Here is a 17813-nt window from a genome sequence, read left to right as displayed (position 1 = left end):
CAAAAAAGAAAAATGAAAAAGAGGATAACAGGAGCTGTTTTTTTAGGACTGATGGTATCAGCCTGCCATATCAATGCTCAGGCTAAACCGGATGAGATAAAAAAAATGGAATGGTTCAGAAATGCCAAACTTGGCATTTTCATCCATTGGGGTATTTATTCAGTTAACGGCATCTCTGAATCCTGGTCCTTTTTCAATAATTACATCAATCATGAAAATTATATGAAACAGCTTAACGGCTTTTCAGCTTCAGATTATAAACCTGAAGAATGGGTTCGTCTGATTCAGGAATCAGGAGCAAAGTATGCCGTTATTACTTCTAAGCATCATGACGGCATTTCCCTCTGGAACTCTGAAGCCGAAAACGCGATCACAATTCCTCATCAGTCCGCAGCTAAGAAAGATGTCTTAACTCCTTTTGTTAGCGCTTTAAAAAATTCAGGGCTTAAAACCGGAATCTATTTTTCTCTTCCGGACTGGAGCCATCCGTATTACGACGTCAATACCCGTACAAAAAAGCGTTATGAAATCAGAAACGATCCTAAAAAATGGGATCAATTTGTCTCTTATTACCAAACCCAGCTGGATGAACTGTCACGGCAATATAAACCTGATTTATTATGGTTTGACGGCGACTGGGAACATTCTTCCGAAGAATGGAAAGCTCCGCAGACTCTATCTCTTTTAAAGAAATATAATTCTGATATTATTATTAACTCAAGGCTTAACAATCATGGTGATTATGATACCCCGGAGCAGGGAATTCCCGTTGTAACTCCTAAAAACCCGTATTGGGAACTTTGCTATACCATGAATGACTCATGGGGATACCAGCCCTTTGACAATCACTACAAAACACCCAACATGATTGTGCGAACTTTAGCAGACGTGATCAGTATGGGAGGCAATCTTCTTCTGGATATTGGCCCGAAAGCTGACGGAACTATCCCTGAAGAACAGACCCGAATTTTAAAAAACCTGGGGAGATGGACCTCAAAAAATAAAGACGCAATATACGGCACAAGACAAGGAATCTCTTTTGAGCATTATAAAGGAAAATCTGCTTTCTCGGAGGATGGAAAATCTATATTCCTCTATCTTGAAGAAGCTAAAGATTTTGTAAAAATCTATGGCCTTGCCAGCAAACCGTTGTCTGTAAAAATTGCAGGTGATGAAAATTCTAAGGTAAATTTCCTCTTCAGCAATGATACAACCATGATGATTGATCTCTCGGAAGTAAAATTTGATCAGGACGTAACAACGATTCAGCTTACTTTTAGTGAACAGCCTACTCTTCTTAAGAGTTTTAAAAAGGAGTCTTTCTCTGTCACAGATATTCTGGAAAACAGGAATGCAAAAGCCGCTGTTTATGATCTTGCCAATCTCATTCATAACGGCTCTAATATCATGGATCATTCGGGGCTGACCCATGACGGACTCGAAATGCATCTCCCAAAGACAGCTAAAACCAATCATGAAACACTGAAATGGATCAGCAAACATGCGGAGGCGCTTTATGAAACCGGAAAAGGTCTTCCCGGAGGACATTATTCCGGGATGAGTGCTCTTTCAAAAGACAGGAAGACTATTTATCTGTTTGTAGAAGGTATTCCTACCGGACCTGTTGCCTTAAAAGGAATAAAAAATACTATTGCAAGAATCAGAATAGCCGGTGAAGGCAGTATTCTGGATCATAAAATATACAACAAGCTGTACTGGAGTGAAACACCGGGAATCATGTATATTGATATTCCGAAACAAAGGCTTGATAAAAATATGACAGTTCTTGCCATTCTGCTTGATAAACCTGTTGAACTGCACAGGGAAAAAGTAGAAGCTATTGAAAGTAATCTTTAAAGCACAAAAGTGCACAGAATTCAGGACTGGATTCGTCCGCTAAAAATTGATATTGACATCAAAATTTCAAACGCAGACATTATGGCATAAAAAAACCGAAGAAGCCTCTTCGGTTTTTATTTTATAAAAGAATTCTTAGAAAATCTCTCTTCCTGAAAAGTGGAACTGAGCTTCGATTAATGCATTTTCGTCAGAATCTGAACCGTGAACTGCATTTTCTCCGATGCTTCTTGCAAACATTTTTCTGATTGTCCCTTCCGCAGCTTCTGCAGGATTAGTAGATCCGATCAATGTTCTGAAATCTTCAACAGCGTTATCTTTTTCAAGAACAGCTGCCACGATTGGACCAGAGCTCATGAATTCTACAAGCTCACCATAAAATGGTCTTTCAGCGTGAACTTCATAGAATTTTTTAGCATCAGCTACTGTAAGCTGAGTTAATTTTAAAGCTTTGATTTTGAAACCTCCTTCTGCGATCTTCCCTAATATAGCACCGATATGTCCGTCTGCTACTGCATCTGGCTTAATCATGGTGAATGTAATGTTAGACATATATGTATATTTTTTTAATGGCGCAAAATTACAAAAAATATCTTTTATTTTTATTTTAATTTTTTTTTAACATAAAAATAACTTTTATTAAGAATTGGAGTTATAAAGTTTGGCACAGTAATTGTTTATACTATTACGATTCTCATGTTTAATTTGAGTTTTCATGGTTATTAGTTTTTACCCAGCTTCGGCTGGGTTTTTTATTTTCAAAAAATCCATCTATTTTTTACGAATATCGTAAAATTTCAAAGCATAAAAAATCATATTATTAGCTTATTTATTCTATTGATTAAAATAAAATAAATATTTTTTTAAAAAATTTTTCAGAAATATTCTGAGCAAAGTCTGCCCTATTCAAAAATGATCTAATGTGTCACAATTTATAACACAAAAAAGTGGAGTTATTTCAAATTCGTGATATTTTTCTGATTTTAAAACAAAAATTTTTATGATAAAAATGAGGTTAATTTTCTACCGGAAAAAATTACAGCGCAAAGATTTTGATTATACAAATCCTTTTAAGACACAAAATCAAACCTCTTATTTATGTCGCATAAAAAATCATTTGTGACTTTTGCACTTGCCAACAGTAAAAAACGTATTCAGACCATCGGAGGTTATTTCTGGGAAGCCTCTTCTGCTTCTTCCATCAGCTTTATATAAGTAGAATAGCGGGAATGCTGAATTTCTCCGGTTTCCAGAGAAGCTAAAACAGCGCATTTAGGTTCATTAACGTGCAGGCAGTTATGGAATTTACATTCTTCCCTTTTTTTGAAGATTTCAGGAAAGTAATGCTGAACTTCTTCTTTTTCTATATCAATCATTGCAAATTCACGTACACCGGGTGTATCAATAACATTTCCTCCAAAATCCCAAAAGTGCATCTGGGCAAAAGTTGTCGTGTGTTTCCCTTTAAGGTGGGAATCTGAGATTTCAGATGTTTTCAGGTTCAGCCCGGGCTGAAGGGCATTCACCAATGTAGATTTTCCACAACCGGAATGGCCGAAAAACACTGAGGTCTTGTCTTTGAGGAGCTCCTGAAGTCCGTCCAGATTCAATCTGGAGTAAGAAGAAATTTCTAAAGTATCGTACCCGATTTGCTGATATAAAAACTCAATATCCTTTACCAGTTCAATCTCATCTTCGTTCAGAACGTCGATTTTATTGAACAGAATTAAAGGAGTGATAGTATAAGCTTCACAGCATGCCAGAAAGCGGTCAAGGAATCCCAATGAGGTTTCCGGATGTTTTAATGTAAAAATAAAACAGGCCAGATCTATATTAGATGCAATAATATGAGTTTCTTTTGAAAGGTTTACGGATTTCCTGATCAGATAATTCCTTCTGGGTTCTATTTTAGTAATCCATGCAATATCATCTTTTTCCAGCTGAAATTCTACAAAATCTCCTACAGCAAGCGGGTTGGTAAGTCTTGTTTTGATCAGCTTGAATTTCCCCCTGATTCTGGCTTCGAAAATTTTTTCTGTTTCGAGATCCAGAACCTGATACCAGCTTCCCGTTGATTTAATGATTTTTCCTTTCATAAATAATACTGGATGCAAATATAAGAAATTAGGGCTTAGGGCACAGGATTTAGGGATATGAAAACATTTCTTTTTCACCTTCATCCTGACTCTTAAGCCCTAAAGACTATATTATATTTCCTTCAGCTATACTCTGTCAATCATAATATTATTCTGCACTTCAATAGATTCCTCATGAATGGCTTTAAACACCTTCTCAATAAATTCCTGAGACATTCCTGTTTCTTTAGCTTTCTGAGTAGCGTATTCGGTGATCACCTTCCATCTTTCCGGCTGGAAAATAGCGATATCATTTTCTTTTTTAAGTTTCCCTATTTTCTCGGAAATCTTCATTCTTTGGGAAAGAAGCTCAATGAGTTGAAAATCAAGATCAGAAATTAAAGTTCTGTGTCTTCCCATTTCATTATCAAAACCAGCAAGTCCGGAATTTCTTACTTTCAGGTTTCCGATAAGCTCCGCCAGCACTTCAGGGGTGATCTGCTGCGACGCATCACTCCAGGCTTCATCCGGATTGCAGTGAGTCTCAATAATGGCCCCCTGGTATCCTACGTTAAGAGCTTCCTGTGTAATATCCGCCAGTCCTGTTCTGTTTCCGCAAATGTGGGAAGGATCAATCAGCATCGGAATATTGGGGAACTGGCTTTTGAAATCCAGGGCAATCTGCCAGTTAGGGTTGTTTCTGTATTTGGTTTTCTGGTATGTTGAAAATCCTCTGTGAATCACTCCCAGGTTTTTAATATCCTGTCCCAGAAGCCTTTCTAACGCACCAATCCATAGAGCCAGATCCGGGTTTACCGGGTTTTTAACAAATACAGGTTTATCTGTTCCTCTCAGGGCCATCGCAATTTCCTGAACCGTAAACGGATTCACTGTTGAACGTGCTCCAATCCAAAGAACATCTACGTCTGCTTCCAGAGCAGCAAATACATGGTGGGCATTAGCCACTTCTGTAGCTGTTTTGAAACCATATTCTTCTTTTACTTTTTTCAGCCAGTTAAGGCCAATTACTCCTACCCCTTCGAAGCCATTCGGTTTGGTACGCGGCTTCCAGATTCCTGCACGAAATATAGATACCTGCGCATTGGTTTCTTTTATTCTTTTAGCTGTTTCGAGCATCTGGGCTTCACTTTCCGCACTGCATGGTCCCGCAATCATCAATGGTTGTGAGAGCCCGTTGATCCACTCGTTTTTTACATCTTTTAAATTCATATTTTTAAATTTATTGTTTTATTTTTTTTAAACCTACATCAATAGTCCTTTCATTATAAAATTTACTTTATAATTCTTTTCAAAAAATGCCGTTCAAAATTTTTAAAGGAATCAGGAAAACAAAAGGACTCTAATTTTCCTGTATTTTTTGGAAAGAAATTCAGTTAGCAATACCAATAAAATCGGTAATACGTTCTGAAATTTCTATAATAGAAAGCAGAAAAGCTAAAATAACCGCTGAAAAACTGATCAGCGGGTGTAAAATAAGACAGAGATAAGTTGAATATTTTTTCCACTTTTGGTCTGAAAATGTCTTGTTTTAGTCTTTTCGGGTTATATTTGCTTTTGTCAAAAAGTTATTTTTCACAAAAATATTTGACAAATATATAAAAATTATGTCAAATCAAACCTCATTAAATCATCAAGATCTTTTAAAAGTGGATTTTTTTCGATGAATTTTTCAAATATTTTTCTTTTGGTAACCACTTCTACTTTCAGATTCTCGAAATCTCTCTGGTAATCAATTTCAATGGCATGGTTATGGACTTTTGTTTTGAAATGGTTGAAAAATTCGCCACTGATCTTGTCAAATTCAGCTTTAGCAGAATCTGAAGGATATAAAACCCGGATCTGATGTTCACCTGATTTCACCAGTTTAAAGGTTTTTACCGCATTGAAGACGAAGCTGTCTCTGGCCTGGAGCTGTTTCAGCATAAGATTCCACGCCATCTGCAGATCAGTATCTGTAAAATGGTTTTGGGGAAGCTGGTCTGTTTTTACGGCGATTGTTTCTTCAACCTCTAGTTTGTCTTCTTTATTCAGAAATGAACTGATACTGAAGCCGGAAGCTGCAGCAGCCGGTCTGGATAAAGGTTTTGTTGTTTTTACTGTAGCTGCAGGAGCAGCATCAGGAACGGTTGGCTGTGGTTTTTCTTCTCGTTTTTCAGGAGCTTTTTCAGGAATCTGAACTTCAGGTTTCTCATGAAGAAACGGAGCCAGTATCAGGAATTTTTTTTTTTAGTATCGCCTGAGCCAGCGGTCAGAGAAGCCAGCTGCATCAGTGCAATTTCAACTGTAAGTCTGGGGTTTTTGGAGTTTTTATAATTAATATCCGCATGGTTGCAGATCTCAATACCGTCTATCAGCTGCTGGGCATTCCATTTCTGGCTTTGCTCAACAAATTTAGCTTTTGTCCTCTCTCCTACTTCAATCAACTCGATGGTGGATGTATTCTGAGCCATCATAAGATCTCTGAAGTGATTTCCTAATCCGGCAATAAAAATATGAGGATCAAAACCTCTTTTAACAATTTCATTGAACGCGAAAAGTACTTCGGGGATTTTATTTTCTTTGGCAAGGTCTACTATATTCAGGTACTGATCATAATCCAGAATATTAAGCACCTCGGCAGCTTTGGCCAGGGTAATATTCTTTTGGGAGAAAGTAGAAAGCCTATCGAAAATAGAAAGTGCATCCCTTAGCGCACCATCTGCTTTCTGGGCTATCAGATACAGGGCATCATCTTCATACCGGATATTTTCTTTTTGGGCAATATTTCTTAAATGGCCCTGGATATCCTCTATAGTGATTCTTTTAAAATCATAGATCTGGCAGCGCGACAAAATGGTAGGAATTATTTTATGCTTCTCTGTAGTAGCTAAAATAAAAATAGCATGTGCCGGCGGTTCTTCCAGTGTTTTAAGGAACGCATTGAAGGCTGCAGAAGACAGCATATGCACCTCATCTATGATATAGACTTTGTACTGCCCTACCTGAGGGGCAAAACGTACCTGGTCTATCAGTTCCCTGATATCATCCACAGAGTTGTTGGATGCCGCGTCCAGTTCATAAATGTTATAAGCAAAGCCGTCTTCTGAAACGGAGCCGTCCTTTTCATTGATTTTTCTTGCCAGGATTCTGGCGCATGTAGTTTTACCTACACCACGAGGCCCGCAGAAAAGCAGAGCCTGAGCCAGCTGATTTTCTTCAATGGCATGTTCTAAAGTATCCGTAATATGGGATTGCCCTACCACAGTATCAAACTGCTGCGGGCGGTATTTTCTTGCAGATACGATAAAATTTTCCATTGGCCAAAAGTAAGAAATATAGTTTTAATTTGAAAATTTAAAGTTTTCAAATTATCCACAAAACTTAATTTTTGGTCAAATTAGAAAACTTTTAATCTTCATTATTTCTGGTAAGCTAAATCAATCATCTCAACAATAGCCTCTTCAATGGCTTTTCGACCTTCTTCACTTTTCAGATCAATGCCACAGAATTTGCTTGCATTGTATCCTGTATACAGGTTCAGATAATATGCTCCGGAAACAAGCAATGCCATGATAGCTCTTGTTCTAAGGGCTTTATCACCAAAATAAGGATCAATAATATTTTCAAACAGAATTTCTCCGGCTTCTTCGCGCTGTTCTACCAATTTTCTGAGAATAGGCTTACTTTCTGAAAGTTCCCAAAGAATAATCTTTTGTAATTCTTTGTTTTTCTTAAGGCTTTCAAACTGGGTAAGTACAGCTTTTTTAGTCAGTTCTTTCCCTCCATCGGAAAGATCTACATCTACGCTTTCCGGATTTACTTTGCTCCAGTAATCCTGTGATCTGATGTATTCATCAATAAGCTTATCAGTACTTCCAAAGTACTCATAGATGAGCTTTTTATCAAATCCTGCAACAGCAGCGATCTTACTAACTTTTAATCCTGAGTATCCTTTTACTCTTAAGATTTTACCAACTGCAGCAAGCAGCTTCTGTTTGGTTTTTTCCTTATCCCTGATGGGACCTTGCACTACTTTTCTAGGCATAATTTATTATTTTTTTGCTATATGCAATTTTCTGTTGATATCTTCAAATACATTTAAAGTTCTATCAAGGTGTTCTTTTTCGTGTCTTGCTGTCACGCTCATTCTGATTCTGGCATCTTTTCTTGACACGGCAGGATATATAATAGGATTGGTATAAATCCCGTTTTCCATAAGCAGTCGTCCTACATCTCCTGTTATGTGCGGATCTCCGATCTTTACAGGAACCACTGCTGAGCAGGTAACTCCTGTATCTAATCCCAGATCATCCAGTCCTTTTTTGAAATAATTAATATTATCCCAAAGTTTTACCCTCCATTCCGGTTCTTCATCAATTAATTCAATGGCTTTGATAGCCCCTGCTGAAGAAGGTGTTGCGGTTGCTGAAAATATCTGCTGGCGTGACTGGAATTTAAGGAAAGTTACAATTTTTTTATTTGCAACCACATATCCTCCCAAATTTCCGAAAGTTTTACTTAAAGTTCCTGTCATAATGTCTACTTTATCCAACATATCTGTCAGCTCAAGTGTCCCTCTTCCGGTTTTTCCCAAGACCCCGATCCCATGAACATCATCTACCATCAGAAAGGCATTATATTTTTTCACAAGATCATAAATTTCTCGGACATGTGCAATATCACCATCCTGGGAATATACACCATCGATTACGACAAGTTTTGTGCGGTACTGATCTTCTGATGCCTTCAAAATGTGTTCCAAATGTTCCAGATTATTATGCTGAAATGTTTTTTTATTGGTAAATGCACATCCTTCATGTACGCTGGCATGAACAGCCATATCCAAAATAGCAAGATCTTCACCTTTCATAAGACACTGCAACATGGCACTGTTTGCTGTATAGCCTGTTGTAAAAACTACTGCTTCATCCGCCTCTCTTCCAAAAAATTCGGCAATTTTTTTTTCTAATCTGTAATGATAATCAAAATAACCACCGATAAGAGGAGTTGCTCCTGTACCTGTCCCGTATTTTTCAATTCCTTCAATGGCAGCCTGCTTTACTTTCGGATGTTGTGTAAACCCTAAATAATCACTGGAAACAAAACTTACATACTGTTTATTCTGTTCTGCAATACTTACATTCAATATAGCATTGGTTCCTGTTGTGTTTCTAAGCCTGTAGTGCATGCGTCCGTTGGATTTCATATACTCCAGAAAATCACTGAAGGCTTCTGCTCTTTGAAGAATATTAAAGTCAGGAATATTCTCAAAATCTTTAAAAGTTGCTGTAGTAAAATCGATACTCATCCTTAATGTTGTTTATATTATGTATTAGTTGTTTGAATAAACAAATATATGATTATAAAGGTTGTTAAAATTCTGCATTTACATTAAATTTATAAACATTTAAAAAAAATCTGCTTAATATCTGACAATCAAATAATTTATTTTTATTAAATAATTAACTATACGTTTTAATGGTTGATTAGTTTTTTAAAAACCTAAATTAACAAAAAAAAAGACAACCATAAAAGACTATTAATAAAGAAACGACAAAAAAGATGACCACCTGTTGCAATCACCTCATTTATACAATATTATTTTGCTCTGAAGGATGAAAAACTCGGAAAAATTCTACCTTTCTAAATATTCAGGCATGCTTAAAGATGTCTGCTGATGCCGTTTTCGGCTGAATTTTCATTTATTTTTTCTAAAGTCTCCAGGCGTGATGCCTGTCATTTTTTTAAAGAACTTGGAAAAGTTAGACGGATCATAAGTAAGAATTCTCGCAATTTCAGCAATAGATTTATCAGAACCAGACAGCATGGTTTTGGCTGCATCAATAATCTTTTCATCATAAAAGTAGCAAGGATGGCTTCCTTTTTCTTTTTTTATGGTATCGGTAAGATGGGTATGGGAAACGGCAAGCTGTCCTGCGATTTCATTTAGTTCCAAAAATTCAGGAACAATTCCATCCATAACCTCCTGAATATGTTTATCCAGAAAAGCAAAATACCGGCTTGTGATTTCTTCGCTTCTTTTCATTTTATCGTGTTAAACAATTCCTCTATGAAATTAAAGATAAGAATAAAAAAGAACGTGGTGAACTTTTGGGAAACCATTCAAAAAAGTCTTTTTCCTAATGTTTTATTACAAAAAGTATACTATTTTCCGTCTGAAGCTTGACACAGCAGTATTTAATACGTTAAAAAACATGATTTTCCGGGTTTATCTCCTTCACGATTTATGCTTTAAAAGCATTCCATATTTTTGAAAAAGAAGAAAAGTTCAGACCTGTTCTTACTTTATTAAATCAGCCACAAAAGTCTTCTTACGAAAAATTTATATTATTTACTCTCTTTTCAGGGAGATAAAACTCATGTCAAAATTCACTATACTATGGCTGTTAGTATGTATATTTTTATTAATTTTACGTGTTTAACTAAATCGCTTTAATTAAAAACACACAAAATAGAAATATTCAATGAAAAAAAATGCATTCAGTAATTCCTACACTTAAAAAACTTTGGCTTGTATAATGACTATTATTAACCAATTTCTGTACTGATCATACAGGAAAGCATAGATCATTTATGTATTTAAGAGCCCGGACATTGTTTTTTGTAATGTTATTTTCAAATATTTACAAACAGCGTCATACTTCAACACGGTATATTACAGATAACGAATTTTTGCTGAATACAGCGAATTTTTTTGTCTGGAAGAGGTATGGATTTATCCGGATGTCTCCTGAAAATACCGTAAAACATATTTTAAATAACCTATCAGGTCTTAAACCCTATAAAACCAGGCAAAAAATTGCCATAATAACCACCTATACGGAAATATCTGAAGAGCCAGCTGCCGGAAATTCATCCTTACCGAGGTACTGCTCCTGTTAGTTTCAGCTCCGGATATCCGAAAAGGCATTATATTGAAATAACTCTTATTAAAGCTAATTTTATATGAATGAAAGAATTTTAATCGCTGATGATCATTATGTAGTGAGAGCCGGAACTGCTTTGGTACTGGAGTCTGCTTATCCCGAGTTTAGCATTGATTTTGCAGAAAATTATGAACAGGTGAAGGAACAACTTGGCTCATGTCATTATGACTTGCTTCTGCTGGACATTGATATGCCCGGAACGCAGTACAAAAAGATGATTACTGAGCTTAAGAGTATACAAAAGAGTCTTAAAATTCTTGTATTTTCCGGATATGATAAAGATGTTGCCATTCAGTATATAAGAGAAGGTGCTGAAGGCTATCTCAGTAAACAAAGCAGCGAAGAAGAGATCCGTGAAGCAGTAAGGTCAGTAATAGAAAAAGGATATTATTATCCAGCGGAGCTGATTGGCCTGATCATTCAGAATAAAAAAAGTAACCCTGTTGAAAAGCTTTCATCCAGGGAATACGAAATTTTCAAACTGCTGGCAGACGGATATGGAAATCTTGAAATTTCCAATAAGCTGGATATTCAGATGTCTACGGTAAGTACCTATAAAAAAAGAATTTTCAAAAAGCTTAATATTTCCAATATTGCAGAACTGATTAAAGTTCATGAAATGATGCATTAATCCCGCGATGCTGTGCATCGTAACTGTATGGCCAGTCTCTGTTATCTGGCCATACAGCGACATTTGTATTCTTTTTTTCTGATAACAGGCCTTACTGAATACTCTATTTTTATATATAAAAAAAAATCAGGAACTTTACAGAATTCATATTTCACCATAAAAATTCTGTGTTTTTATAACACAAATGCTCATGAATTCATCTGAAAAAGCAGAAAAAGGCAGTTCGCGTTTCCGGTATATAAAACTTTGTATTTTCTTTTCGGGTCTTTCTGTATTTGCCCAGCTCTATCTTTTTCAGCCGATGCTTCCAATGGTTGCGGAATATTTCAAAACCACGGCCGGCGACAGTTCCCTTCTTGTTTCTTCTTCTACGATAGGAATGGCTGCAGGCCTGCTGTTTTTTGCTTTTAAAGCAGACAGTTATTCCAGAAAAAGGCTGATGGTTTTTTCCTTGATCTCCTCTGCCCTGCTTACGATTGTTTCTGCCTGGATTCCTGATCTCAGCTTTCTTATTGCAGCAGGGTTTCTGAAAGGTTTCGTAGTGTCCGGAGTTTCTTCTGTTGCACTAGCCTATCTTACGGAAGAAGTTCACGCCTCTGCGGTAGCCCTTGCCATCAGCATGTATCTCAGCGGAAATACAATCGGAGGAATGAGCGGAAGGATACTGGCGACTATTTTAGCGGGAGAATTAGGATGGCGGAATGCTGTACTCATTATCGGAATAGAAAGTTTAATCCTGGGATTGGTATTTTGGAAGTTATTTCCTGAATCCAGATTTTTCATTCCTCAAAAAATGGATTATTCTCTAAAGGTAAAACAGATGAAACGGTTTCTTACAGATCTGTATATGCTTCGTCTGTACTTTATTGCTGCTTTGCTGATGGGAGCTTTTGTCAGCGTATACAATTACCTGAGCTTCAGACTGGAGGGTGATCCGTTTCACCTGAATCATTTTGTTATTGCCTTTATATTTTTAATGTATATTTTCGGGGTTTTCGGAACGATGATCACGAGCAGGCTTTCGAAACGGCTGGATGCTGCTCTTATTTTGAAGGGTTCTATAGTTTGTATGCTCTCCGGGGCGGTACTGCTTCTGTCTGAGAATATTTATATTGTTATTTTCGGGTTAGGAATCTTCACCCTGGCTTTTTTCGCTGCTCATACTATGGCCAGCCAGATGACTGCCCTGCGGGCAAAACGAGGAAAATCTTCTGCTACCTCTATTTACTGGCTTTTTTATTATTTCGGCTCCAGCATTCTGGGAAGCGGAACAGGGTATCTTCTCCATTCACTTTCCTGGAGTTTTTTCATAGGTGTTGTTATTTTTGCTGCAGCGGTTTCGTTTCTGCTTGCAGACGGCAACAGGTATCTGAAAGTAAAATAAAAAGATACCACATCCCTACCACACTTTATTTTCCCCGAAACAGCCGTGTTCACGAGTAGGAGGGCTTATTTTAATAAATACTTAAATATCAGGCAAAAAAATTAACAAAACATTCACTAAATACAGGATTTCAATCCAATGCAAGGCATAGTATTTGCACTGGTTTACTACCAATTTCCACCATTAAAATCCAGAATATCATGAATGTAGCAGATCTTAAAATTAAAAATTTAGTTGAGTACAAAAATCAGATTTATAGCATTACTGAAATTTTCCAGAATATCAGACATGAGTATTTTGTAAAAATTGAAAACAATTTTCAAAGCCTTTCTGTACCGGCAGCTTCTATTCAACCTATTCAAATTACGGAGGAATGGCTTGAAAAGTTCGGATTTTCATGTACTTACAGTTCGGAACGAAGAATCCGGTATGAAAGACCTGAACCATTTATAAAATACGATATTGATCTCAGCTCAAAGAAGTTTCTTGAAGGGCTTAAGATTTATGGAAATTCAATTAAATGCAGGTATATTCATGAGTTTCAGAATATATTCTCCTGCCTTTTTGGTAAAGAACCTCTTTCTTCAGGATTGACTCTCCTGAAAGCAAAATCCTAAATTTTCATTTTTAAAAATTCAGCCCTTAACTTTGGGTTATATCTACTGATAAAGCATAGACAGGTTCTATGCTTTTTAAATTATTGTTTTATCAGACAAAATTATTCATGCGGGCTAAGTATATTTATGGCAGATTGTCCCAAGTAGAAAGTTTTACCTGATATTTTTAGCTCAATAGTTTTTAGCTCCATTGATAAGAATTAGCAGCCAACTAAGAAATGACCTGAACGGGCTTCTTATTTTGTTTTGAAGGATCGGGCAATGGCTGTGTGCTCTTCTTTTCAGACTGCCCTGCTGCTTGGTTTTGCAGACGTTTTTTAAGAGCCTCTTCACGCCTCTTTTTACGATAATCCCATGGTGATATTGCTTTTTTATCCTGCCATAACCCGAGCTTCCGGACTTTTGCCGAATCCTGCATTTCCCCTAACGATTTGTCTTTGGAATAGGCTTGATACCACCATCCATAACCTGCTTTAATAATTTCCGCGGAAAGGTATTTTCCATTGTCGTAATATACCTTGGCTATGCTTCGTCCATATCGGTCCATTTTGGTTTCTGTGAAAGTGATTTTTTTGGTAAAAACCTGATCTGAAGTGAACTGTCTGGCATTTTTCCCAAATGGCTGCTTATTTTCCGGACAGTCTACTTCTGCCAGCCGAAGTTTTTTCTGAATATTTCCGTCTAATAAAACCGTGATGGTATCGCCATCTGAAATTCCAACTACCTTTGCCACCGTCTGTGAGAAAAGAAAAAAAGGAAAGCATAAACATGCATAGAAAAGTTTTCTCATGCCGCAAAACTATGGATTTTTTGTTTTGTTTAAGGGCTTTTCCGGGGATTTTGTTTTGATATAAAAAGCATGCTGAAATCTTATATATGGCTTCATCCTTATAAACAATTGTCTTTCAATAACTCTCTTCTCTTATTATGCCTAAATCCCTCAAAAAATATACTTAAAAAGTAAGGCTGGCTATAAAATGTACTAATTTTGAATGGTTTAAATCAGATTACTTAAATCCTGAGGCGAATTACTCAAAAGAGCATAGCTATCTGTTCCTGAAAAGTTTTTTAAATGCTTTTCATTAAAGACAAACGGAGAGTTCAAAGCAGAACCAATTTCACTATAAATAAGAATGTCCGGTAGTTCTTTAAACAATAATTTTAAAAAACAGATAATCAGTTTTTGTTCAGAATAAAAATCTATAGTTAACAGGCATCCATAGCCTTTATTAAAATTCTCGTTTTGAATGGTTTCTTCAAAATAGTCTTTATTTAAGCCATTAATTTCTATTTGTTCAAAATTTCCATCATCTTCCATTGTAATAATGATATCGGCTTGATCTTCAATTAAGTTTGCATTCATTAAATTGATAATGGTAGAAAATTTTAACAGGATATTATTTTTTTCAATATATTCTTTACTAATAACAAATATGGTTTCCATTTGTTTTGAGTTTTTTTACATCAGGAATACTTATTACACTTTATTTAAATTGAGGATAATCCTCAATCAGATCTTTATCTGATAATCAACTCTTATTTGTTTCATTATGGGGATATGAAAATAAAGCTGTTTAAACTTTTTTATTAAACCGCAAGGTCTCAAAATTTTTATTTTAAACTCTTTAGTGATTTTTTAAGTTTAAATACTTTACCCCCATAGAAATTCATATGAGCATTTAAAAATCTTTGATTTTTATTCTTTTTAGAACTTTTATCATAGCTAATATCCGTGCAAATAGGTTTTGTGCCTTTCAGCTACGTTGAACCTTCGGTTTATAGTTAAACTTAAAAAGAACTTAACAGACTTATGTCCTGCTAAAAAGTTTAAACAGGTTTGATAAGTAAAATCTGCAAACAAAAGCAGCAATTCATGTATTTAAGTTTATAAAATTCAAATATTTAAACGAATAATTACTTATGAATACGAAACACCAAATTACTACTATTTTTGTACAAATATTAATTATACCTATATTTATTGTAAAATTGCAAAATGGTTTGTTCAAGTTCTTTAAAACTACACTTCAATGCATTTGAAGAGATTGCAATAGGAGTTCCATAAGTTTTAAAAGTTCTTTCTAAGAGTTTTCTTTTAATACTATTTTGTGATATTAAGTATTTATTAGGATCTTTTAAATTAATAATTAAAAATTTTGTTGACATAACATCAATAGATTTTATAGAGGTTATATCCTTCCAATCAATCATTCCTACGCTGGAATAACTAGAGTTATCAGTAATTCCATTTTTGTCAAGAATAAGATTATTTTCTTTCATTAACAACATTCTTAGTAAAAAGATAAAACATAACCCAAAAAATATTATTGATACAATCCCTATAACCCGTATAAATATTATATTTTTAAATATTACAGAAAAAAAAGTCTCCGGATTAATTATTAAAAATACCCCTACAATTACAAATATTAGTGCTCCTATAAACATTATTACTAATTTCGCTTTACTCCCTTTTATTTCTATTTTGTTCATGAATTTCTAAATCCCTATTTTAAATTAAAGTAAATACTCTGCCCCACCTTTTACTGTATCACCTCCCCAAACACCAACACCACAACCTATTGTAGCCCCACAACAGTACCTTCATCAGGACCTACAAAGGTACCTATGAGGCCTCCCTCCTTACCTAAAACCCATGCTCCCGGTACTGCACCTGCCATTCCACCGACTACTCCAGCTTTTGTCACTTGTGCATTTTTTCCAAATCTTATCCCAAGCTGACATCCCTTAAGAGGAAAACTGACTATAGATAGTTTTTCCTGATCGTGACATATTATAAATCCCATTAAGCCATTCCTGACTTACTCTTCCATCCGGGTCATACATCATCACCGGATTATTCATTACATTTTCTTCAAGAACGGCTGCCCCTGAGCCATTATTCTGATAGCTCAACCATACATTTCCTAGCTGATTGGTATAGTTGTAAATATACTTATTATTTCAAAATTGCAGACAGATGTAGTCATATATAACAAAATAGGCTGTTTCAAAAGTGAAACAGCCTATTATTTTCTGATATGATCGGGGATGCACTTATTATGTCCAAATAATAAGAATTTAAAGACACTTTTATAAGAAACCGGGCTTTCTTTTACAATATAGCCCAGTGATTTATTTAGTGTTCAGAGTCAGAAGACTTCACCAGCAGGTTTTTCCTTTATTTTCCATATGATAAAATCGTGCGATTGCGAAGTGCAAACCTGCTATCTATATTGACTCCAGTCAATCTGGCTCATTAAATATATTGAATATATAAAATTTAAAATTATGAATATCACTATGCCTAAAACTAACCAACTTCCTATTCTGTTTTTATTCTTAGGTAAATTATCAAAATCACTATTGTATTTTTTCCAAGCACTATTATAGTCTATAGTAAGATAATTGAATAAAATGATAATTATTAAAGGAATATAAATAATAGGCATTGAAATGGAAAGCTCTATTGCAGTCTTTGTGTGGATAGAATAGTATGCTCCAAGTGACATTAACCACCATGTTTCTAATGCAACCATAACAATACTTGCTTTAAAAGAGGTTAAAAATTTCCCACCAAGCAAATCAGATGTATATTCTACGGATTTATAAATTTCCGTAAAAAAATAATAATATGCTCTTTTCATAATTTAAAACTTTTGAGAACCATAAGGTAAAATGTATTGATGTGATAATCCTGAATCCTTGAAAATAGTGTCAAATTCGGCTTGTCTTCTCGCTGTATCATTCATAGCACCATCCCATCCTCCAGGATAAAAAGCATCTATACCAAAATAAGATATAGAAATAAACCGCTCCGGGAGGTCCACCCCAAACTCCTATTGCTCCCATTGTTGTATTTAATCCTGCTTTTGCCGGATGTACTGCATTTGGTGAAGTTCGATTTTGTGCATAATTCCATACACCAATTCCATCCATTGCCATACCTAACCCAAAAGAAAACTTGCCAATTGCTTCTGCAACGGGTGCAGCTTTAATAAAAGTCCTTCCGTTACCATAATAGTTCTGTCCTAAAAATCTTACCGGAGCAGTGCTTCTAGCAGTGCCAATATAAAATCTCTGTGCAAAAGTATCAACTCCAGTTCCTGTAGCTCCAATAAACCAATTCACTTTTCCTCCCGGACCATATCAATCCGGAGTATTGTCTGGTATATACGGATTGAAGTTATGATATGACTGCCTGATCTCTGGCACATTATTATAAACCCTAACTAAGTTATAATTTCCAAAATCTCCACCAAAATTTAACTTTCCACCTTGAAAAAATGCTGTAAAATCCTT

20 protein-coding genes are annotated in these 17813 nt (G+C 35.6%); 5 read left to right on the top strand and 15 right to left on the bottom strand.

Annotation, left to right across the window (positions count from 1 at the left end):
• The first annotated feature begins 12 nt into the window (after positions 1-12).
• Entirely contained in the window at positions 13-1857 is a 1845-nt protein-coding gene (locus AOB46_RS10350) for an alpha-L-fucosidase (protein WP_062699007.1), read from the top strand.
• A 135-nt stretch (positions 1858-1992) separates the two neighbouring features.
• Here AOB46_RS10350 and AOB46_RS10345 read toward each other — a convergent pair whose 3' ends face one another.
• The 4 genes from AOB46_RS10345 to AOB46_RS10330 form a co-directional block, all read right to left on the bottom strand.
• On the bottom strand, positions 1993-2409 hold the full coding sequence (locus tag AOB46_RS10345; protein WP_034722935.1) for a nucleoside-diphosphate kinase: 417 nt from the start codon (positions 2407-2409) through the stop codon (positions 1993-1995).
• A gap of 617 nt (positions 2410-3026) precedes the next feature.
• Entirely contained in the window at positions 3027-3953 is a 927-nt protein-coding gene (gene rsgA, locus AOB46_RS10340; RefSeq protein ID WP_062699005.1) for a ribosome small subunit-dependent GTPase A, read from the bottom strand.
• A gap of 126 nt (positions 3954-4079) precedes the next feature.
• On the bottom strand, positions 4080-5162 hold the full coding sequence (locus AOB46_RS10335; RefSeq protein ID WP_062699003.1) for a chorismate mutase: 1083 nt from the start codon (positions 5160-5162) through the stop codon (positions 4080-4082).
• 393 nt (positions 5163-5555) lie between these two features.
• Entirely contained in the window at positions 5556-5891 is a 336-nt protein-coding gene (locus AOB46_RS10330) for a hypothetical protein (RefSeq protein WP_131724351.1), read from the bottom strand.
• A gap of 76 nt (positions 5892-5967) precedes the next feature.
• On the opposite strand from AOB46_RS10330, the gene AOB46_RS23365 reads away from it, so the two are divergent.
• Complete coding sequence (locus tag AOB46_RS23365; RefSeq protein ID WP_157845053.1) at positions 5968-6129, top strand: hypothetical protein; 162 nt, start codon at positions 5968-5970, stop codon at positions 6127-6129.
• Between the two features lie 34 nt (positions 6130-6163).
• Here AOB46_RS23365 and dnaX read toward each other — a convergent pair whose 3' ends face one another.
• The 4 genes from dnaX to AOB46_RS10310 form a co-directional block, all read right to left on the bottom strand.
• Positions 6164-7249 carry a DNA polymerase III subunit gamma/tau gene (gene dnaX / locus AOB46_RS10325; protein WP_062698999.1) on the bottom strand — a complete coding sequence of 362 codons (1086 nt, stop codon included), beginning with the start codon at positions 7247-7249 and terminating at the stop codon, positions 6164-6166.
• A gap of 101 nt (positions 7250-7350) precedes the next feature.
• Positions 7351-7977 (bottom strand): TetR/AcrR family transcriptional regulator, encoded by a 627-nt coding sequence (locus AOB46_RS10320; protein WP_062698997.1) that lies wholly within the window; start codon positions 7975-7977, stop codon positions 7351-7353.
• Positions 7978-7983: 6 nt separating this feature from the next.
• Positions 7984-9240 (bottom strand): aminotransferase class I/II-fold pyridoxal phosphate-dependent enzyme, encoded by a 1257-nt coding sequence (locus AOB46_RS10315; protein WP_062698995.1) that lies wholly within the window; start codon positions 9238-9240, stop codon positions 7984-7986.
• 390 nt (positions 9241-9630) lie between these two features.
• Positions 9631-9978, bottom strand: coding sequence for a helix-turn-helix domain-containing protein (locus AOB46_RS10310; protein WP_062698993.1), 348 nt, complete (start codon positions 9976-9978; stop codon positions 9631-9633).
• Positions 9979-10898: 920 nt separating this feature from the next.
• Here AOB46_RS10310 and AOB46_RS10300 point away from each other — a divergent pair.
• From AOB46_RS10300 to AOB46_RS10290, 3 genes are all read left to right on the top strand, one after another.
• The gene (locus AOB46_RS10300) at positions 10899-11510 is read left to right on the top strand and encodes a response regulator (RefSeq protein ID WP_062698991.1); all 612 of its coding nucleotides are present in this window, start codon (positions 10899-10901) and stop codon (positions 11508-11510) included.
• A 190-nt stretch (positions 11511-11700) separates the two neighbouring features.
• The gene (locus AOB46_RS10295; RefSeq protein WP_062698990.1) at positions 11701-12894 is read left to right on the top strand and encodes an MFS transporter; all 1194 of its coding nucleotides are present in this window, start codon (positions 11701-11703) and stop codon (positions 12892-12894) included.
• A gap of 200 nt (positions 12895-13094) precedes the next feature.
• On the top strand, positions 13095-13511 hold the full coding sequence (locus AOB46_RS10290; RefSeq protein WP_062698989.1) for a hypothetical protein: 417 nt from the start codon (positions 13095-13097) through the stop codon (positions 13509-13511).
• Positions 13512-13722: 211 nt separating this feature from the next.
• On the opposite strand, the gene AOB46_RS10285 is transcribed toward AOB46_RS10290, so the two are convergent.
• From AOB46_RS10285 to AOB46_RS10260, 7 genes are all read right to left on the bottom strand, one after another.
• On the bottom strand, positions 13723-14301 hold the full coding sequence (locus AOB46_RS10285; protein WP_082377072.1) for a thermonuclease family protein: 579 nt from the start codon (positions 14299-14301) through the stop codon (positions 13723-13725).
• A gap of 207 nt (positions 14302-14508) precedes the next feature.
• A complete protein-coding gene (locus tag AOB46_RS10280; protein ID WP_062698988.1) occupies positions 14509-14955 on the bottom strand; it encodes a hypothetical protein in 447 nt (148 codons plus the stop codon).
• Positions 14956-15473: 518 nt separating this feature from the next.
• Positions 15474-16004: an STM3941 family protein gene (locus tag AOB46_RS10275; protein ID WP_062698986.1), complete on the bottom strand. Its 531-nt coding sequence runs from the start codon at positions 16002-16004 to the stop codon at positions 15474-15476.
• 86 nt (positions 16005-16090) lie between these two features.
• The gene (locus tag AOB46_RS23985; RefSeq protein ID WP_262486717.1) at positions 16091-16219 is read right to left on the bottom strand and encodes a hypothetical protein; all 129 of its coding nucleotides are present in this window, start codon (positions 16217-16219) and stop codon (positions 16091-16093) included.
• A gap of 40 nt (positions 16220-16259) precedes the next feature.
• Positions 16260-16427: a hypothetical protein gene (locus tag AOB46_RS23360; protein WP_157845052.1), complete on the bottom strand. Its 168-nt coding sequence runs from the start codon at positions 16425-16427 to the stop codon at positions 16260-16262.
• 311 nt (positions 16428-16738) lie between these two features.
• The gene (locus AOB46_RS10265) at positions 16739-17158 is read right to left on the bottom strand and encodes a hypothetical protein (RefSeq protein WP_062698982.1); all 420 of its coding nucleotides are present in this window, start codon (positions 17156-17158) and stop codon (positions 16739-16741) included.
• A 97-nt stretch (positions 17159-17255) separates the two neighbouring features.
• A complete protein-coding gene (locus AOB46_RS10260) occupies positions 17256-17642 on the bottom strand; it encodes a hypothetical protein (RefSeq protein ID WP_062698980.1) in 387 nt (128 codons plus the stop codon).
• Positions 17643-17813 lie beyond the last annotated feature (171 nt).

Origin of the sequence: Chryseobacterium indologenes (genome assembly GCF_001295265.1) — a bacterium.
In the GTDB taxonomy this organism is placed as follows: Bacteria; Bacteroidota; Bacteroidia; order Flavobacteriales; family Weeksellaceae; genus Chryseobacterium; species Chryseobacterium indologenes_A.
Note: the sequence above shows the minus strand (reverse complement) of the source record. Positions and strands in the feature narration are given on the sequence as shown.